Raw genomic sequence first — 18,352 nt, forward strand, 5'->3', positions numbered from 1 at the left:
GGTCAGATTCCTTGTTCGCTGAGCCACAGGTTCAAGGCCGCCAGCTGCCACAGCTTGGAGCCGCGCAGCGGGGTAAGCTGGCCGTGGGGGTTGCTCAGCAGGCGGTCGAGCATGGCCGGATCGAACAGCCCGCGATCCTGACTGGGGTCGGTCAGCAGCTCGCGCACCCAGTCCAAGGTGGCGCCTTGCAGATGCTTGAGGCCGGGCACCGGGAAATAGCCCTTCTTGCGGTCGATCACTTCGTGTGGAATGACTCGGCGCGCCGCCTGCTTGAGCACCTGTTTGCCACCGTCGGGCAGCTTGAAGCGCGCCGGTATGCGCGCCGACAGCTCCACCAGGCGGTAGTCGAGGAACGGCGTGCGCGCTTCCAGGCCCCAGGCCATCGTCATGTTGTCCACCCGCTTGACCGGGTCGTCCACCAGCATCACCGTGCTGTCCAGGCGCAAGGCCTTGTCCACCGCGTCCGGCGCGCCGGGGCGGGCGAAGTGCTCGCGAACGAAGTCGCCGGCCGCGTCGTTGTCCAGGCGCCACGGCGCCTGCACGGTGTCGCGGTATTCGGCGTGGCTGCGGTCGAAGAACGCGTCGCGATAGGCACCGAAGGCGTCCTCGGCACCGTTCACCTGCGGGTACCAGTGGTAGCCGGCGAACAGCTCGTCGGCGCCCTGGCCGCTCTGCACGCCCTTGCAATGCTTGGCCACCTCCCGCGAGAGCAGGTAGAAGGCGATGCAGTCATGGCTGACCATCGGTTCGCTCATGGCGCGGAAGGCCGCTGGCAACTGCTCGATGATCTCGTGCTCGGCGATGCGCAGCTTGTGGTGGCGGGTGTGGTAATGGCTGGCGATCAGGTCGGAATACTGGAACTCGTCGCCGCGCTCGCCGCCGGCGTCCTCGAAACCGATGGAGAAGGTCGACAGGTCGTCCACGCCTGCCTCGCGCAGCAAGCCGACCAGCAGGCTGGAGTCGACGCCGCCGGAGAGCAGCACGCCGACGTCCACTGCGGCGCGCTGGCGGATCGCCACGGCGTCACGGGTGGCATCGAGCACGCGGCTGGTCCAGCCCTCCAGGTCGAGCTCGCGCTCGTCCGGGTTCGGGCCGTAGTGCAATTGCCACCAGGTCTGGCGCTCGACCTCGCCATGGCGGTCGATACGCATCCAGGTGCCGGGCTCGAGCTTTTGCACATTGGCCAGCAGCGTGCGCGGCGCCGGCACCACGGCGTGGAAGTTCAGGTAGTGGTTCAGTGCCACCGGGTCGATCATCGGGTCGATATCGCCGCCCTTGAGCAGTGCCGGCAAGGTTGAGGCGAAGCGCAGGCGCTCGCCGTTGCGCGACAGGTACAGAGGCTTGACGCCCAGGCGGTCGCGGGCCAGGAACAGGCGCTGACTGTCGCGCTCCCAAATGGCCAGGGCGAACATGCCGTTGAGCTTGGGCAGCAACGCCGCGCCCCAGGCGTGATAGCCCTTGAGCAGCACCTCGGTGTCACCGTCGGACCAGAAGCTGTAGCCCAGGGCCTGCAGCTCCTGGCGCAGTTCCGGGAAGTTGTAGATGGCGCCGTTGAAAGCCAGTGCCAGGCCCAGGGTGTTGTCGACCATGGGCTGGGCCGAGCCGTCGGACAGGTCCATGATCTTCAGGCGCCGGTGGCCGAGGGCGATCGGGCCCTGGCTATGGAAGCCCCAGGCGTCGGGGCCGCGGGGCGCCAGGTGGTGGGTGATGCGCTCCACCGCGGCGAGGTCCGCCGGGCGTGGGGCTTGGTCGATGGGGGTGAAACGTAACTCTCCTGCTAATCCGCACATAAGTCCTTACCGGTTTTGCCGTTGGGGAAGGTGCCCGAAATAAGGGACACTTAGGTAGGGACCGAGGTAGGTTGTGAGAGTTTTAGATCGATCTGTTATATGGGGTGAGTGGTCCCGGGAGCGCAAGGCGCCCCCCTGCGATAGTGCTACTTGCCGCGAATCAGCCGGCGCAGCGAGAAACGGTTGGGATGACAGGCCTCGGCCACCGCCCTGGGCAGCGGCAAGGGCTCGCCGCTGACCCAGGCGGCGATCAGCTCACCCGACAACGGTGCGGTGATCAATCCCCGCGAGCCATGCCCACTGTTCACATACAGCCCCTCCAGCCACGGGCAGGCCACATCCGGCACCTGTCGTGCATCCTTGGCCAACATGGCGTAGGCCTGGTTGAACGCCTCGACATCGGCCAGCGGCCCGACGATGGGCAGATAGTCCGGGCTGGTGCAGCGGAACGCCGCCCGGCCCTGCAGTTGTGCCGGGTCCAGTTCGGCGGTGCGCAGGCGGGTGGCCACGTCTGAGGAAATATCATCCAGCAGCGCCAGGTTGCCCCGGTGCTCGGCCACGGTCGGCGCCAAGTCCTCGCTGTGAAAGTCGAAGCTGGCGCCCAAGGTATGTTCATCGCCACGAGATGGCGCCACGTAGCCGTCGGCGCAAACCACCGTGCGCAGCTCCCGGCTTGCCACGGTGGCCGGCAGGCGGGTGATCTGCCCGCGTATGCGCTTGAGCGGCAGCCCGGCGCAGGCCGGGAACTGACGGACATCGGCAGCCCCGGCCAACACCACCAGCGGCGCGCTGGCCAGCAGGCGCTCGCCGTCCCAGGCCTGCCACAGGCCGTCGGTCTTGCGCAGCGCGATGACGTTGGCATGGCCAAGCAGGCGGATGCGCGGATGCTCCAGTTGGGCCTGGCACAGCGCCGGTGGGTGTACCCAACCACCTTCGGGGTAGAACAGGCCGCCGCTGGCCAGCGCCACGCCCGCCGTGGCTTCGGCTTGTGCCCGGTCGAGCTGGCGCAGCAGGCTGTTGTCGAAGGCACTTGCCAGCTTGGCCTGACGTTCGCCTTCCTTGTCGTCAAAGGCCAGTTGCAGCACGCCGCAGGCGTCCCAGTCCTGGCCGCGTTGCAGGTGCTCGAGCCAGCGACGGGTGTAGCCGAAGCCGGAAAGGATCATCTGCGACAGGGCGGTGCCGTGGGCGGACAGTTTGAGGTACAGCACGCCCTGGGGGTTGCCCGAGGCCTCCTGGGCCGGCCCGTCGTGGCGCTCCAACACGCAGACTTGCCAACCCCGGGCCGCCAGGCTGCGCGCGGTGGCACTGCCCGCCAGGCCGGCACCGATCACCAGCGCCTCGCGTGGCCCCGGCAAGGGTGCTGGGCGTGCGTACCAGGGCGCCGCAGGGGCGGCGGGCGCGCCGCTGTAGACGCCATGCATTACCTCCCACTTCTTGCCGATACCGGGCACCTTCTTCATGGTGAACCCGGCCTCGATCAGCGAGCGGCGCACCCAGCCGGTGGTGGTGAAGGTGCCGAGGGTGGTGCCGGGGTATGACAGGCGCGCCAGCTGGGCGAACAGCTCGGGCGTCCACATGTCGGGGTTCTTCGCCGGGGCAAAGCCGTCCAGGAACCAGGCGTCGATGCGCGCGTCCAGTTGTGGCAGTTGCTCCAGCGCATCGCCGATCATCAGCGTCAGGGTGACGCGGCCGTCATCGAGGCTCAGTTGCTGGAAACCCGGATGGATCGCCACGTACTGATCGAGCAGGGGCCGGGTGAAGGCCGCCAGTGTCGGCCACAACTGCATGGCGCGCTCCAGGTCGGCGCGGCTCAGGGGGTATTTTTCCACGCTGACGAAGTGCAGGCGCGCCTCGGCGTGAGCCAGCTCTTCGAACAACTGCCAGGCGCAGAAGAAGTTCATGCCGGTGCCGAAGCCCGTTTCCCCGATCACCAGGCAGTCCCGCGGCGCCAGCTCGGCAAAGCGCTGGCGCAGATGGTTCTGCTCGATGAACACGTGCAGGGTCTCGTCGATGCCTTCGTTGATGGCGAAATAGACATCGTCGTATTGCCGAGAGTGGGGGCGGCCCTGGTCGTCCCAGTCGATCTGGGCGTGCTGGGGGAGGGTGGTATCGGACATGGTTGGCTCGGTTGCAGCGGATGACGGATTTTAAGCGATTCGCGTGGCGAGTGTCGGCCCTATCGCAAGGCGCGACAGAATCGATACGCATGGCGCAAATCCGCTAATCTTGCTTATCCATTGAAGGAGCGCTCCATGTTCGAATCCGCCGAAATCGGTCACAGCATCGACAAGGACACCTACGAAGCGGAAGTCCCCGCCCTGCGCGAGGCGCTGCTCGAAGCCCAGTATGATCTCAAGCAGCAGGCGCGCTTCCCGGTGATCGTGCTGATCAACGGCATCGAGGGCGCCGGCAAGGGCGAGACGGTCAAGCTGCTCAACGAGTGGATGGACCCGCGGTTGATCGAAGTGCGCACCTTCGACCAGCAGACCGACGAGGAACTGGCCCGGCCACCGGCCTGGCGCTATTGGCGGGCGCTGCCACCGAAGGGGCGGATGGGCGTGTTCTTCGGCAACTGGTACAGCCAGATGCTCGAGGGCCGCGTGCATGGCCAGTTCAAGGATGCCGTGCTCGACCAGGCCATCGCCGGGGCCGAGCGCCTGGAGCAGATGCTCTGCGACGAAGGCGCGCTGATCATCAAGTTCTGGTTCCATCTGTCCAAGAAACAGATGAAGGCCCGGCTCAAGGCGCTCAAGGATGACCCGCTGCACAACTGGCGCATCAGTCCGCTGGACTGGCAGCAGTCGGAAACCTACGACCGCTTCGTGCGTTTCGGCGAGCGGGTGCTGCGCCGCACCAGCCGCGATTACGCGCCCTGGCATGTGGTCGAGGGCGTCGACCCACATTACCGCAGCCTGGCAGTGGGGCGGATCCTGCTGGAGAGCCTGCAGGCGGCCCTGGCCAACAACCCCAAAGGCAAGCATCAGGGCAATGTCGCGCCGCTGGGGCGCAGCATCGACCAGAAGAGCCTGCTCGGCGCCCTGGACATGACCCTGCGCCTGGACAAGCACGACTACCAGGAACAGCTGGTCACCGAACAGGCGCGCCTGGCCGGTCTGCTGCGCGACAAGCGCATGCGCCGCCACGCCCTGGTGGCGGTGTTCGAAGGCAATGACGCGGCCGGCAAGGGCGGGGCGATCCGCCGCGTGGCGGCGGCGCTGGACCCGCGCCAGTACCGCATCGTGCCGATTGCCGCGCCCACCGAGGAAGAGCGTGCCCAGCCTTACCTGTGGCGGTTCTGGCGGCACATCCCGGCACGGGGCAAGTTCACCATCTTCGACCGCTCCTGGTATGGCCGGGTGCTGGTGGAGCGGGTCGAGGGTTTCTGCAGCCCGGCGGACTGGATGCGTGCCTATGGCGAGATCAACGACTTCGAGGAGCAACTGAGCAACGCCGGGGTGGTGGTGGTCAAGTTCTGGCTGGCCATCGACCAGCAGACCCAGCTGGAGCGTTTCGAGGAGCGCGAGCAGATTCCGTTCAAGCGCTACAAGATCACCGAGGAAGACTGGCGCAACCGCGACAAGTGGGACATCTATTCCGAGGCGGTGGGCGACATGGTCGACCGCACCAGCACCGAGATCGCGCCGTGGACCCTGGTGGAGGCCAATGACAAGCGCTGGGCGCGGGTGAAGGTGCTGCGCACGATCAATCAGGCGTTGGAGGCGGCGTTCGCCAAGGACAAGAAGTAGGCGGATCGTGCAGGGGGCTTGGCTTTTAGCGGGGCAAGCCTGCTCCACGATAGCCCGCCCGGGCATTGAGCATGCGTCCAGGGAATGACCTGATGAAATCTTTTCCCGCCACATCCTCCCCGGCAAGCCTTTAGACTGCACCTTCCCCCACCAAGGTCCGACTCGAGGACACCATGCACATTTCTTCCGGACGCTGGGTCCAGGGCCTTCTGTTGGCGCTGTTGACGGCGTTTCTCTGGGGCATCCTGCCGATCAAGCTCAAGCAGGTGCTGCAGGTGATGGACCCGGTAACCGTCACCTGGTACCGCCTGAGTGTTTCCGGCGGCCTGTTGTTCGCCTGGCTGGCGGCTAATCGGAGGTTGCCATCGTTCAGCCGCCTCGGAATCAAGGGTAAGGGCCTGGTGGCCGTCGCGGTGGCCGGACTGGTCGGCAACTATGTGCTGTACCTGGTCGGCCTGAACCTGCTTAGCCCCGGCACCGCGCAACTGGTGGTCCAGCTGGGGCCGGTGCTGTTGCTGGTGGCCAGCGTGTTTGTGTTCAAGGAGCGCTTCAGCCTGGGGCAGGGCCTGGGGCTGCTGGTGTTGCTGGTGGGGTTCGGGTTGTTCTTCAACCAGCGCCTGGAAGAGCTGCTCACTTCGCTTGGCACCTACACCACCGGTGTGCTGACCATCATCCTGGCGACCAGCATCTGGGTGTTCTATGCCCTGAGCCAGAAGCAGCTGCTGACGGTGTGGAATTCGCAGCAGGTGATGATGGTGATCTACCTGTGCTGCGCGCTGCTGCTCACGCCCTGGGTGCATCCGCTGGAGGCGTTGCAGCTCAGTCCGGTGCAGGGCTGGTTGCTGCTGGCCTGCTGCCTGAACACGCTGGTGGCCTATGGCGCGTTCGCCGAGGCGCTGGCGCATTGGGAGGCCTCGCGGGTCAGCGCGACCCTGGCGCTGACACCGCTGGTGACCTTTGTTGCGGTGGCGCTGGCGGCCTGGCTGTGGCCGGATTACGTGCATGCCGAGCAGATCAATGGCCTGGGCTATGTAGGGGCGGTGACGGTGGTGCTGGGGTCGGCGTTGGTGGCCTTGGGGCCGTCGCTGATCGCGGGGTGGAAGGTACGTCGGGTGCGGGTTGATTGATAATTTCATCGCGGGGCAAGCCCGCTCCCACGCTGCGTTTTGTGGCTGGCGTGGGAGCGGGCTTGCCCCGCGATGAGGCCACCGGATCAGCCCTTGCCGCCAGGCGCCAGCATGTTTTCCGGCCTTACCCACTGGTCGAACTGCTCGTTGGTCAGGTACTTCAGTTCCAGCGCCGCCTCGCGCAGGGTCTTGCCCTCGCTGTAGGCCTTCTTGGCGATTTCCGCCGCCTTGTCGTAACCGATATGCGGGTTCAACGCCGTCACCAGCATCAGGCCGCGCTCAAGGTGCGCGGCCATCTGCCCGGCGTCCGGCTCGATACCGGCCACACAGTGCTGCTGGAAGTTGCGACAGCCATCGGCCAGCAGCTCGATCGACTGCAGCAGGTTGTGGATAATCACGGGTTTGAACACGTTCAACTGCAGGTGGCCTTGGCTGGCGGCAAAGCCGATCGCCGCGTCGTTGCCAAGCACCTGGCAGGCCAGCATCGACAAGGCCTCGCACTGGGTCGGGTTGACCTTGCCGGGCATGATCGAACTACCGGGTTCGTTGGCCGGCAGGCGTACTTCGGCAAGCCCGGCGCGCGGGCCCGAACCCAGCAGGCGCAAGTCGTTGGCAATCTTCATCAACGCCACGGCCAAGGTTTTCAGCGCGCCCGCCAGGCTGGTCAGCGGCTCGTGACCGGCGAGGGCGGCGAACTTGTTTGGCGCGGTGACAAACGGCAGCCCTGACAGGGCCGCCAACTCCGCGGCGATGGCTTCGGCGAAACCGTGCGGGGCATTGAGGCCGGTGCCCACCGCGGTGCCGCCCTGGGCCAGTTCGCAGACCGCCGGCAGCGTTGCGCGGATAGCGCGCTGGGCGTAGTCGAGCTGGGCGATAAAGGCCGACACCTCCTGGCCGAAGGTGATCGGCGTGGCGTCCATCATGTGGGTGCGCCCGGTCTTGACCAGGTTCATGTGGCGCGCCGACAGCTCGGCCAGGCCCGCCGACAGTTCGGCGATCGCCGGCAGCAGCTTGTCGTGCACGGCCTGGGCGGCGGCGATGTGCATGGCGGTGGGGAAGCAGTCGTTGGAGCTTTGCGAGCGGTTGACGTGATCGTTCGGGTGCACCGGTACCTTGCCGCCACGGCCCTTGCCGGCCAGTTCGTTGGCGCGCCCGGCGATCACCTCGTTGACGTTCATGTTGCTCTGGGTGCCGCTGCCGGTCTGCCACACCACCAGTGGGAACTGGTCGTCGTGATCGCCGTCGAGCACTTCGTCGGCGGCCTGCTCGATCAGCCGGGCGATGTCGGCGGGCAGGTCGCCGTTGCGGTCATTGACCCGGGCAGCGGCTTTCTTGACCAGCGCCAGGGCGTGCAGCACCGCCAGCGGCATGCGCTCCTTGCCGATGGCGAAGTTGATCAGCGAACGCTGGGTCTGCGCACCCCAGTAGGCGTCCTCTGGAACTTCGACCGGGCCCAGGCTGTCTGTCTCGATACGGCTCATGCTGCGCTCACTCCTTTGTAGTCAGAAATCGCAGTTTAGGCCCTGATTCGTCGCAGCGGTTCAGTCGCTCGTCGTGCCACTTGAGCACTTCGCCACCACGGCGCAGAATGCTCTACTCTGAGGTACCCGCCTCCCTTTCTTGAAGGAAATGCAATGACCCGTCTTCGTGTCCTCTGTGCTGCCGTTGCCCTGGCCTGCGCCAGCGGCCAGGTACTCGCCGCCACCGCGAGCCACAATGCCGCTGCCGAGAAATTCCTGACCCTGGCCAATGCCGACAAGCTGGGCACCCCGGTGTACATGCAGGTCCAGCAGATGTTCGCCCAGCGTTTCGAACAGACCAAGGCGCCGGCTGCCAAGAAAACGGTGCTCGACAGCTACCAGGCCAAGGCCAACGCCGCCCTGGACAACGCCATCGGCTGGAAGAAGCTCAAGCCGAAGATGGTCGACCTGTACACCGCGACCTTCACCGAGGCCGAGCTGAACGACCTGGTCAAGTTCTACGAGTCGCCGCTGGGCAAGAAAGTCCTGCGCGAGATGCCCAAGGTCACCCAGCAGTCGGCCCAGTTGACCCAGCAGAGCCTGGAGCCGGCGGTGCCGGTGGTCAACAAGCTGCTCGACGACATGACCAAGGAACTCGACCCGAGCGCTGGCAAGGCAGCCGCTCCGGCTAAGAAGTGAGCCTGACGCGATGAACATGCAGCAACGCATCGAGCAGCAGCTGGCGCCGCTGGGCACAAACCACCTCGAAGTGCGCAACGAAAGCCACATGCACAGCCGTGGCCAGGAAACGCACTATAAGGCGGTGCTGGTCAGCGAGCAGTTCGCCGGGCTGAACAGCGTCAAGCGCCACCAGAAGGTCTACGCCACCATGGGTGATCTGATGGGCGAGATCCACGCCCTGGCGATCCACACCTATACGCCCGAGGAGTGGGCGGCGGTCGGCGTGGCGCCTGCCTCGCCGGTGTGCGCCGGCGGTGGGCACTGAATCCTTTCCGTCGTTCTGGTACAATCTCGCAAAATCCGGGGGCCGCTTTGCGGCCCTTTCGCGATACAAGGCCGCTCACACAGGAGTACGCATCCCCCTGTGGAAGCGGCCTTGTGTCGCGAAAAGGGCGTAAGGCGCCCCTATGCTTTTTCATGTCAAACCCGGTCCGCCCCTTACGAGGGCAACCACCAGGAGTTTCAGATTCATGACCCAACCGATCGTCGTGGCGGCGCTGTACAAGTTCGTCACCCTGGAAGACTACGTCGAACTGCGTGAGCCGCTGCTCAAGGCCATGGTCGACAACGGCGTCAAAGGCACCCTGCTGCTGGCCAACGAAGGCATCAACGGCACCGTCTCGGCCACCCGTGAAGGCATCGACGCGCTGCTGGCCTGGCTGCGCAGCGACCCACGCCTGGTGGATATCGACCATAAAGAGTCGTACTGCAACGAGCAGCCGTTCTATCGCACCAAGGTCAAGCTCAAGAAAGAGATCGTCACCCTCGGCGTGCCGGGCGTGGACCCGAACAAGGCGGTCGGCACCTACGTCGATCCGAAAGACTGGAACGCGCTGATCAGCGACCCTGAAGTGCTGCTGATCGACACCCGCAACGACTACGAAGTGGCCATCGGCACCTTCAAGGGCGCGATCGACCCGAAGACCGAGACCTTCCGCGAGTTCCCCGACTACATCAAGGCCAACTTCGACCCGAGCAAGCACAAGAAGGTCGCCATGTTCTGCACCGGTGGCATCCGTTGCGAAAAGGCCTCCAGCTACATGCTCGGTGAGGGCTTCGAAGCCGTCTATCATCTTAAGGGCGGCATCCTGAAATACTTCGAGGAAGTAGCCCAGGAAGAAAGCCTCTGGGACGGCGACTGTTTCGTCTTCGACAACCGGGTCACCGTGCGTCACGACCTGAGCGAGGGCGAGTACGACCAGTGCCATGCCTGCCGCCACCCGATCGACGTGAAGGACCGGGAGTCGGAGCACTATTCGCCAGGCGTGAGCTGCCCGCATTGCTGGGACAGCCTGAGCGAGAAGACCCGGCGCAGCGCCATCGACCGCCAGAAGCAGATTGAACTGGCCAAGGCGCGCAACCAGCCACACCCGATCGGCTACAACTACAAAGCCGAGGCCTGATGCATGTCCGCACGCCTGCTCTATGTGATGGACCCGATGTGCTCCTGGTGCTGGGGTTTTGCCCCGGTGGCCGAGGCGCTGATCGCCCAGGCGCGTGAGGCGGGCGTCGTCACCCGCCTGGTGCCCGGTGGCCTGCGCAGCGGCGGCAGCGCCCTGGATGCCTCGACCCGCAAGTACATCCTCGAGCACTGGCAGGCGGTGCATGACGCCACCGGGCAGCCGTTTCGTTTCGATGGCGCGATGCCTGACGGTTTCGTCTACGACACCGAGCCTGCGTGCCGCGCGCTGGTCGCGGCGCGCGAGCTGGACGATGAGCGGGCCTGGGCGTTGCTCAAGCTGATCCAGCGGTCGTTCTACGAGCAGGGGCTGGATGTCACCCGCGCCCCGCAACTGGTGGAGCTGGCCGAACAGGCCGGTTTCGACCGCGAGGCGTTCTCGCAGCGCTTCACCAGCGCCGATACCCGTGCCGCCACCAGTGCCGACTTCGGCTGGGTGCAGGACCTGGGCATCGCCGGCTTTCCGACGCTGCTGGCCGAGCGCAATGGCCAGCTGGCCCTGCTGACCAACGGCTACCAGTCGCTGGACAGCCTGCAGCCGCTGCTCGGCCGCTGGCTGCAGCAGGCCGCCTGTGCTTGACCTGCCAGGGTCGCCAGACCCTGTGCCAGGGAAGTCCCCCGCTGTGCCCGATCGCCTGAGCTGGGCGGAAATCCGCCGCCTGGCCCTGCGCCACAAGCGAGCCCTGTGGACCGCCAACCTGGTGGCCGTGCTCGCTGCCCTGTGCAGCGTGCCCATCCCCTTGCTGCTGCCGTTGCTGGTGGATGAAGTGCTGCTGGGGCATGGCGACGCCGCACTGAAGTGGATGAACAACTTCCTGCCCGCAGGCTGGCAGGTGGCCGCGGGCTATATCGGCCTGATGCTGTGCGCCACCTTGGGCCTGCGCCTGGCGGCGCTGGCGTTCAACGTGGTCCAGGCCAAACTGTTCGCTGGCCTGGCCAAGGACATCGTCTACCGCCTGCGCATCCGCCTGATCGAGCGGCTCAAGCGTATTTCGCTCAAGGAATACGAAAGCCTGGGCAGCGGTACGGTCACCACCCATCTGGTCACCGACCTGGACACCCTCGACAAGTTCGTCGGCGAAACCCTCAGCCGCTTCCTGGTGGCCGTGCTCACCCTGACCGGCACCGCCGCCATCCTGATCTGGATGCACTGGCAGCTGGCGCTGTTGATCCTTTTGTTCAACCCGCTGGTGATTTACTTCACCGTGCAGTTGGGCAAGCGCGTCAAGCACTTGAAGAAGCTCGAGAATGACAGCACCGCACGCTTCACCCAGGCGCTGACCGAAACCCTCGATGCGATCCAGGAGATCCGCGCCGGCAACCGTCAGGGGTATTTCCTCGGTCGCCTGGGCCTGCGCGCCCGCGAGGTGCGCGACTATGCCGTGGCCTCGCAGTGGAAGAGCGATGCCAGTGGCCGGGCCAGCGGCCTGTTGTTCCAGTTCGGCATCGACATCTTCCGCGCCGCAGCGATGCTCACCGTGCTGTTCTCCGACCTGTCGATCGGCCAGATGCTGGCGGTGTTCAGCTACCTGTGGTTCATGATCGGCCCGGTGGAGCAGTTGCTGAACCTGCAATATGCCTACTACGCCGCTGGTGGCGCGCTCAGTCGCCTCAATGAGCTGCTGGCGCGGGCCGATGAGCCGCAGTACCCGGCGGCCAGCGACCCGTTCGCCGGGCGCGAGACGGTCGGCATCGAGGTGCGCGACCTGCGCTTCGCCTACGCCGACGAGCCGGTGCTGGACCAGCTGAACCTGTCCATCGCCCCGGGTGAGAAGGTCGCTATCGTTGGCGCCAGCGGCGGCGGCAAGAGCACCCTGGTGCAGCTGCTGCTGGGGCTGTACAGCGCCCAGGCCGGGACCATCCGTTTCGGCGGCGCCAGCCTGCAGGAGATCGGCCTGGAGACCCTGCGCGAGCACGTCGCGGTGGTGCTGCAGCACCCGTCGCTGTTCAACGACAGCGTGCGCGCCAACCTGACCATGGGCCGCGATTGCAGTGACGATGCCTGCTGGCAGGCGCTGCGCATCGCCCAGCTGGACGCCACCATCGCCGCGCTGCCCCAGGGCCTGGACAGCATCGTCGGGCGTTCCGGCGTGCGCCTGTCCGGTGGCCAGCGCCAGCGTCTGGCGATCGCTCGCATGGTGCTGGCCGAGCCTAAGGTGGTCATTCTCGACGAAGCCACCTCGGCGCTGGACGCCGCCACCGAGTACAACCTGCACCAGGCCCTGGCGCGGTTCCTCAGCGGTCGCACCACGCTGATCATCGCCCACCGCCTGTCGGCGGTGAAGCAGGCCGACCGCGTGTTGGTGTTCGACGGCGGCCATGTCGCCGAGGACGGCGGCCATCAGCAACTGATCGCCGAGGGCGGCCTGTACGCCAAGCTTTACGGCCATCTGCAGCAGACCTGAAAACAGCCTCAAGGTTCGAGCTGCAAGCGGCAAGTCGCAGTCAGCGCACTTTTTCTTGCTGCTTGGCGCTGGTAGCTTGTCGCTCCTTCATGGCAAATGGCCTACGCTGTGCTTGTCTAGGTCGATTCGTGCCTTATCTGCCGCCATGACAGGGACTACATGAAGGTAAATCGGACTCTCGAAGCGCCAAGGCTGCTGGGTATCATCTGGCCTTTCGTCGCCGTTGTGGTTTTCCAGGTACTGCTGGGCAGTCTGAGCCTTTATGCATTGTCCGCCGTGCGCGCCTACGTGGCAGGCGAGAGTTTGTGGTCCAAGGCGCAGAAGGACGCCATCTATTACCTCAACCTCTACGCCGACGACCGCGATCCGTTGACCTATGCTCGCTACCGCCGGGCCATCCTGGTGCCCCAGGGCGACCATAACCTGCGCCTGGCCCTGGATCGACCCGAGCCGGACCTGGAGGCGGCGCGCCAGGGCGTGCTACAGGGCGGCAACCACCCTGAGGATGTTGCCCGGATCATCTGGTTCTACCGCAACTTCCGTCATATCAGCTATATGGAAACCGCCATCGATTACTGGAACATCGGTGACGACTACCTGCGCCAGCTCGACGTGCTGGCCCAGCAGATGCGTCAAGGTTTCGCCAGCGGTGTTATCGATCCCCACCAGGTGGCCAACTGGAAGGCGCGCATCGTCGCCATCAATGACGGTGTCACCCCCGCCGCCAAGGCGTTCAGCGATGCCTTGGGTGAAGGCTCGCGGATGTTGCTCAAGGTGCTGATGCTTACCAACCTGGCCACCGCGCTGTTCCTGATCGCCATGGCCTGGCGACGTTCGAGCAAGCTGCTGGCCCAGCGCCAGGCGTTCGCCAGTGCACTGCAGGAGGAGAAGGAGCGGGCGCAGATCACCCTGGAATCGATCGGCGATGCGGTGATCACCGCCGATGTCGACGGTTGCATCAGCTATATGAACCCGGCCGCGGAGCAGTTGACCCACTGGCAGGCGGTGCAGGCCCAGGGGCTGCCGCTGACGGCGTTGTTCAGCCTGCTCGACGAGAACGCCGAGGGTGACAGCCTGACGCTGGACGAGCAGGTGCTCAGCGGCAGCCTCAAGGGCGGCGCCGAGCACGCCCGGCTGATCCAGCGCCTGGACGGCAGCACGGTGTCGGTTAACCTGGTGGGCTCGCCCATCCTCACCGAAGGGCAGGTCAGTGGCGTCGTGGTGGTGTTACACGACATGACCCAGGAGCGCCAGTACATTGCCAATTTGTCCTGGCAGGCCACCCATGACGCCCTGACCGGGCTGGCCAACCGCCGGGAGTTCGAGTATCGCCTGGAGCAGGCGCTCAACGGCCTGGCGCGCCAGGCCGGGCGCCATTCGCTGATGTTCCTCGACCTCGACCAGTTCAAGCTGGTCAACGATACCTGCGGCCATGCCGCTGGTGACGAATTGCTGCGGCATATCTGCGCGGTGCTGCAGTCGGGCCTGCGCGAGGGTGATACCCTCGCGCGCCTGGGTGGCGACGAGTTTGGCGTGCTCCTGGAGAATTGCCCGCCGGAGCAGGCCGAGCGCATTGCCGAACAGTTGCGCCAGTCCGTGCAGAGCCTGCATTTCGTATGGAAGGGGCGCCCCTTCGTAACCACGGTCAGCCTCGGCCTGGTGCACATCGCCCAGGTGCCCAGTACCCTGGAAGCTTCGTTGCGCGCGGCGGACATGGCCTGCTACATGGCCAAGGAGAAAGGACGCAATCGGGTCCAGGTCTATCATGCCGATGACAGTGAGCTGTCCATGCGCTTTGGCGAAATGGCCTGGATCCAGCGATTGCACGTGGCGCTGGAGGAGAACCGTTTCTGCCTCTACGCCCAGGAGATCGCGCCCTTGCATCCACATGAGGGCCCTGGGCATATCGAGATCCTCCTGCGCCTGCACGACGAAAGCGGGCGCACCATCCTGCCCGACAGCTTCATCCCCGCAGCGGAGCGCTATGGGCTGATGACCGCGCTCGACCGTTGGGTGGTGCGCAGTGTGTTCCAGGTGATCCGCCAGTGCGTGGACGAAGGCCGGGAGGGCCCCCTGGCGATGTGCGCCATCAATTTATCCGGCTCAAGTATCGGCGATGACAAGTTCCTCGAGTATTTGCAACGCCTGTTTGGCGAGTTCGACATCCCGCCTCGACTGATCTGTTTCGAAATTACCGAAACCAGCGCCATCGCCAATCTGGGCAGTGCGATCCGATTCATCAATGAATTGAAAGGACTGGGCTGCAAATTTTCGCTCGACGACTTCTGCGCCGGAATGTCGTCATTCGCCTATTTGAAGCATTTGCCTGTAGACTTCCTGAAGATCGACGGAAGTTTCGTCAAGGACATGCTCGATGATCCGATCAACCGGGCGATGGTCGAGGTGATCAATCACATCGGTCACGTCATGGGCAAGCGGACCATCGCCGAGTTTGTCGAGACACCGCTGATCGAGCAGGCTTTGCAGGAGATCGGCGTTGACTACGCCCAGGGATACCTTATCGAACGCCCGCAGGTCTTCACCTGCGACAGCCTGCAGCGCCAACGGATTGCCGCGAGGCCCCTTCTGCACCGGGCGCCGGGGACCTTTCGCTGAACAACGCCCGGAAATCACAGGGAATCAAGGAGCTGACAGTGATCGACGCGTTCGTAAGGATCGGACCATTGATGGATCCGGCCAGTTATCCGCAGTGGGCTCAACAACTGATAGAGGATTGCCGCGAAAGCAAGCGCCGGGTGGTGGAGCATGAGTTCTACCAGCGACTGCGCGATGGCCAGCTCAAGCAGTCGACCATCCGCCAGTACTTGATCGGTGGCTGGCCGGTGGTCGAGCAGTTTTCCCTCTACATGGCCCACAACCTCACCAAGACCCGCTACGCCCGGCACCCTGGCGAAGACATGGCGCGCCGCTGGCTGATGCGCAACATCCGGGTCGAGCTCAACCATGCCGACTACTGGGTGAACTGGTGCCAGGCACACGGTATCCATCTGCATGAATTGCAGTCCCAGGAAGTGCCGCCTGAGCTCAACGGCCTCAACGACTGGTGCTGGCGGGTATGCGCCACCGAGTCGTTGGCTATCGCCATGGCGGCCACCAACTACGCCATCGAAGGTGCCACCGGCGAGTGGTCGGCGGTGGTGTGCGCTGAGGACACCTATGCCCAAGGGTTCCCCGAGGACACCCGCAAGCGCGCGATGAAGTGGCTGAAGATGCATGCGCAGTACGATGATGCGCACCCTTGGGAAGCGCTTGAGATCATCTGCACCCTGGCCGGCGAGAACCCCACGTTGGGGTTGCGCACCGAACTGCGTCGGGCGATCTGCAAGAGCTATGACTGCATGTTCCTGTTTTTGGAGCGTTGCATGCAGCTCGAGGGGCGTCAGCAGGGGCGTCTGCGCCCGGCATTGGCGGCGGGCTGAAACAGTTCGCCGGCAACCCGGCTCCTACAGTCGATTCCGTAGGAGCTGGCTTGCCGGCGAAGCGGGCCTTACTGCGCGTTCAGCGCTTGTCCGTTCACATCCTTGCTGTCCGGCCCCATCAGGTACAGGTACACCGGCATGATGTCCTCGGGCAGCGGGTTGTTCTGCGGGTTCTCGCTTGGGTAGGCCTGGGCGCGCATCGCCGTGCGCGTGGCGCCCGGATTGATGCTGTTCGAGCGTACCGGCGCCACGCCTTCCAGCTCGTCGGCCAAGGTCTGCATCAGTCCCTCGGTGGCGAACTTCGACACCCCGTAGGCACCCCAGTAGGCCCGGCCCTTGCGCCCGACGCTGCTGGAGGTGAACACCACCGAGGCGTCCTCGGACAGTTTCAGCAGCGGCAGCAGGGTGCTGGTGAGCATGAAGGTGGCGTTGACGTTAATGTGCATCACGCGCATGAAGTTATCGCCCGAGAGCTGCTCCAGCGGCGTGCGCGGGCCTATGATCGAGGCGTTGTTGAGCAGGCCGTCGAGGCGACCGAACTGCTCCTCGATCATCGCCGCCAGTTCGTCGTACTGGTGCGCCAGGGCGGTTTCCAGGTTGAACGGGATCACCACCGGCTGCGGATGGCCAGCGGCCTCGATCTGGTCGTAGACCTCGTTGAGGTTGGACTCGGTCTTGCCCAGCAGCAACACGGTGGCGCCCAGGGCGGCGTAGGCCTTGGCGGCGGCGGCGCCGATGCCGCGACCGGCGCCGGTGACCAGGATGATCCGGTCCTTGAGCAGGTCGGGGCGGGCGGTGTAGTCGAACATCGGTCTGTCCTTAAATCGGTTGCGATCAATGGGGGCTGCGCGAAGGTTCAGCAGCCGCACAGCGCGCTGTCGATCACCTTGCGCAGTTCCAGCGGGTGGTCCACCACCACGTCGGCGCCCCAGTTGTTGGGGTTGTCCTCTGGATGAATATAGCCATAGCGCACCGCTGCGGTGCGGGTGCCGGCGTCGCGGCCAGACTCGATGTCACGCAGGTCATCGCCGACGAACAGCACGCTGGCCGGGTCCAGGTCCAGGGTCTTGCACGCCAGGATCAACGGTTCGGGGTCGGGCTTGCTGTTCTTCACGTGGTCTGGGCAGATCAGTAGGGCCGAGCGCTCTGCCAGGCCCAGGCGCTGCATGATCGGTTCGGCGAAGCGCACCGGCTTGTTGGTGACCACGCCCCACAGCAGGTTGCCTTTCTCGATGTCGGCCAGCAGCTCCGGCATGCCGTCGAACAGCTTGCTGTGCACTGCGCAGTCGCGCTGGTAGCGCTCGAGGAATTCCAGGCGCAGGGCCTCGAAGCCGTCGGCCTCGGGGTCCATGGCGAAGGTTGCGGCGACCATGGCGCGGGCGCCGCCGGAGATCACCTCGCGGATGCGTTCGTCGTCGATGGCCGGCATGCCGCGGTCGGCGAGCATCGCCTGGCAGATGGCGATGAAGTCCGGCGCCGTGTCCAGCAGGGTGCCGTCCATGTCGAAGAGTACTGCTCGCAGGCGCATGCTCATTCCTCGCGCAGGGTCTGGATCATGTAGTTGACGTCGACGTCGTTGCTGAGCTTGTAGTGCTTGGTCAGCGGGTTGTAGGTCAGGCCGATGATGTCCTTGACCTCGAGGCCCGCGGCGCGGCTCCAGGCGCCCAGCTCGGAGGGGCGGATGAATTTCTTGAAGTCATGGGTGCCGCGCGGCAGCATCTTGAGGATGTACTCGGCGCCGATGATTGCCAGCAGGTAGGCCTTGGGGTTGCGGTTGATGGTCGAGAAGAACACCTGGCCGCCCGGCTTGACCATGCGGTAGCAGGCACGGATCACCGACGAAGGGTCGGGCACGTGCTCGAGCATCTCCAGGCAGGTGACCACGTCGAACTGCTCGGGCATCTCTTCGGCCAGGGCCTCGGCGGTGATCTGCCGGTACTCCACCGCCACGCCGGACTCCAGCTGATGCAGTTGGGCCACCGCCAGTGGCGCCTCGCCCATGTCGATGCCGGTCACGGTGGCGCCGCGCTGGGCCATCGCCTCGCTGAGGATGCCGCCGCCGCAGCCGACGTCCAGCACCTTCTTGCCGGCAAGGGCGACGCGCTCGTCGATCCAGTTGACCCGCAGTGGGTTGATGTCGTGCAGTGGCTTGAATTCGCTCTCGCGGTCCCACCAGCGGTGAGC

15 protein-coding genes are annotated in these 18,352 nt (G+C 65.2%); 9 read left to right on the forward strand and 6 right to left on the reverse strand.

Features of this window, described 5'->3' with window-relative positions; genetic code table 11:
- Positions 1–2: 2 nt before the first annotated feature.
- Together CC207_RS07515 and mnmC are read right to left on the reverse strand one after the other, a co-directional pair.
- Positions 3–1,790, reverse strand: a complete 1,788-nt coding sequence (locus tag CC207_RS07515; protein WP_028690844.1) for an N-acetylglutaminylglutamine amidotransferase — start codon at positions 1,788–1,790, stop codon at positions 3–5.
- Between the two features lie 146 nt (positions 1,791–1,936).
- The gene (gene mnmC / locus CC207_RS07520; protein ID WP_088851813.1) at positions 1,937–3,907 is read right to left on the reverse strand and encodes a bifunctional tRNA (5-methylaminomethyl-2-thiouridine)(34)-methyltransferase MnmD/FAD-dependent 5-carboxymethylaminomethyl-2-thiouridine(34) oxidoreductase MnmC; all 1,971 of its coding nucleotides are present in this window, start codon (positions 3,905–3,907) and stop codon (positions 1,937–1,939) included.
- A 135-nt stretch (positions 3,908–4,042) separates the two neighbouring features.
- Between mnmC and pap the strand changes: the two genes are divergently transcribed.
- Together pap and CC207_RS07530 are read left to right on the forward strand one after the other, a co-directional pair.
- A complete protein-coding gene (pap, locus tag CC207_RS07525; protein WP_069017457.1) occupies positions 4,043–5,536 on the forward strand; it encodes a polyphosphate:AMP phosphotransferase in 1,494 nt (497 codons plus the stop codon).
- Positions 5,537–5,709: 173 nt separating this feature from the next.
- Positions 5,710–6,663: a DMT family transporter gene (locus CC207_RS07530; protein WP_088851814.1), complete on the forward strand. Its 954-nt coding sequence runs from the start codon at positions 5,710–5,712 to the stop codon at positions 6,661–6,663.
- An 86-nt stretch (positions 6,664–6,749) separates the two neighbouring features.
- Here CC207_RS07530 and CC207_RS07535 read toward each other — a convergent pair whose 3' ends face one another.
- On the reverse strand, positions 6,750–8,144 hold the full coding sequence (locus CC207_RS07535; protein ID WP_062361501.1) for a class II fumarate hydratase: 1,395 nt from the start codon (positions 8,142–8,144) through the stop codon (positions 6,750–6,752).
- Between the two features lie 153 nt (positions 8,145–8,297).
- On the opposite strand from CC207_RS07535, the gene CC207_RS07540 reads away from it, so the two are divergent.
- The 7 genes from CC207_RS07540 (at position 8,298) to CC207_RS07570 (ending at position 16,168) form a co-directional block, all read left to right on the forward strand.
- A complete protein-coding gene (locus CC207_RS07540) occupies positions 8,298–8,822 on the forward strand; it encodes a DUF2059 domain-containing protein (protein ID WP_028690839.1) in 525 nt (174 codons plus the stop codon).
- Between the two features lie 10 nt (positions 8,823–8,832).
- Entirely contained in the window at positions 8,833–9,129 is a 297-nt protein-coding gene (locus CC207_RS07545; protein ID WP_088851815.1) for a BolA family transcriptional regulator, read from the forward strand.
- Between the two features lie 205 nt (positions 9,130–9,334).
- Positions 9,335–10,267, forward strand: coding sequence for a rhodanese-related sulfurtransferase (locus CC207_RS07550; protein ID WP_088851816.1), 933 nt, complete (start codon positions 9,335–9,337; stop codon positions 10,265–10,267).
- A gap of 3 nt (positions 10,268–10,270) precedes the next feature.
- Positions 10,271–10,903, forward strand: a complete 633-nt coding sequence (locus CC207_RS07555) for a DsbA family protein (RefSeq protein ID WP_028690836.1) — start codon at positions 10,271–10,273, stop codon at positions 10,901–10,903.
- Positions 10,896–12,728, forward strand: a complete 1,833-nt coding sequence (locus tag CC207_RS07560; RefSeq protein ID WP_028690835.1) for an ABC transporter ATP-binding protein — start codon at positions 10,896–10,898, stop codon at positions 12,726–12,728. Before CC207_RS07555 ends, CC207_RS07560 begins: the two co-directional genes overlap by 8 nt.
- 159 nt (positions 12,729–12,887) lie before the next feature.
- Positions 12,888–15,344: an EAL domain-containing protein gene (locus tag CC207_RS07565; RefSeq protein ID WP_088851817.1), complete on the forward strand. Its 2,457-nt coding sequence runs from the start codon at positions 12,888–12,890 to the stop codon at positions 15,342–15,344.
- A 38-nt stretch (positions 15,345–15,382) separates the two neighbouring features.
- Positions 15,383–16,168 carry a TenA family transcriptional regulator gene (locus CC207_RS07570; protein ID WP_028690833.1) on the forward strand — a complete coding sequence of 262 codons (786 nt, stop codon included), beginning with the start codon at positions 15,383–15,385 and terminating at the stop codon, positions 16,166–16,168.
- Positions 16,169–16,236: 68 nt separating this feature from the next.
- Here CC207_RS07570 and CC207_RS07575 read toward each other — a convergent pair whose 3' ends face one another.
- The 3 genes from CC207_RS07575 to ubiG all read right to left on the reverse strand — a co-directional run.
- Complete coding sequence (locus CC207_RS07575; protein ID WP_028690832.1) at positions 16,237–16,977, reverse strand: YciK family oxidoreductase; 741 nt, start codon at positions 16,975–16,977, stop codon at positions 16,237–16,239.
- Between the two features lie 47 nt (positions 16,978–17,024).
- Positions 17,025–17,696 (reverse strand): N-acetylmuramic acid 6-phosphate phosphatase MupP, encoded by a 672-nt coding sequence (gene mupP / locus CC207_RS07580; protein WP_028690831.1) that lies wholly within the window; start codon positions 17,694–17,696, stop codon positions 17,025–17,027.
- 2 nt (positions 17,697–17,698) lie between these two features.
- Positions 17,699–18,352, reverse strand: a 654-nt coding sequence (ubiG, locus tag CC207_RS07585; RefSeq protein WP_088851874.1) for a bifunctional 2-polyprenyl-6-hydroxyphenol methylase/3-demethylubiquinol 3-O-methyltransferase UbiG, incomplete at its 5' end; no start/stop codon positions are given.

Source organism: Pseudomonas sp. DrBHI1, from assembly GCF_002205115.1.
Classification (GTDB): domain Bacteria; phylum Pseudomonadota; class Gammaproteobacteria; order Pseudomonadales; family Pseudomonadaceae; genus Aquipseudomonas; species Aquipseudomonas mosselii.

Excerpts from the sequence above, each read along its gene's own strand:
- CC207_RS07515 (WP_028690844.1), bottom strand. The coding sequence starts at position 1,790 with ATGTGCGGATTAGCAGGAGAGTTACGTTTCACCCCCATCGACCAAGCC.
- mupP (WP_028690831.1), bottom strand. The coding sequence starts at position 17,696 with ATGCGCCTGCGAGCAGTACTCTTCGACATGGACGGCACCCTGCTGGAC.
- CC207_RS07535 (WP_062361501.1), bottom strand. The coding sequence starts at position 8,144 with ATGAGCCGTATCGAGACAGACAGCCTGGGCCCGGTCGAAGTTCCAGAG.
- CC207_RS07565 (WP_088851817.1), top strand. The coding sequence starts at position 12,888 with ATGAAGGTAAATCGGACTCTCGAAGCGCCAAGGCTGCTGGGTATCATC.
- CC207_RS07550 (WP_088851816.1), top strand. The coding sequence starts at position 9,335 with ATGACCCAACCGATCGTCGTGGCGGCGCTGTACAAGTTCGTCACCCTG.
- CC207_RS07540 (WP_028690839.1), top strand. The coding sequence starts at position 8,298 with ATGACCCGTCTTCGTGTCCTCTGTGCTGCCGTTGCCCTGGCCTGCGCC.
- CC207_RS07575 (WP_028690832.1), bottom strand. The coding sequence starts at position 16,977 with ATGTTCGACTACACCGCCCGCCCCGACCTGCTCAAGGACCGGATCATC.
- CC207_RS07555 (WP_028690836.1), top strand. The coding sequence starts at position 10,271 with ATGTCCGCACGCCTGCTCTATGTGATGGACCCGATGTGCTCCTGGTGC.
- CC207_RS07530 (WP_088851814.1), top strand. The coding sequence starts at position 5,710 with ATGCACATTTCTTCCGGACGCTGGGTCCAGGGCCTTCTGTTGGCGCTG.
- mnmC (WP_088851813.1), bottom strand. The coding sequence starts at position 3,907 with ATGTCCGATACCACCCTCCCCCAGCACGCCCAGATCGACTGGGACGAC.
- pap (WP_069017457.1), top strand. The coding sequence starts at position 4,043 with ATGTTCGAATCCGCCGAAATCGGTCACAGCATCGACAAGGACACCTAC.
- CC207_RS07545 (WP_088851815.1), top strand. The coding sequence starts at position 8,833 with ATGAACATGCAGCAACGCATCGAGCAGCAGCTGGCGCCGCTGGGCACA.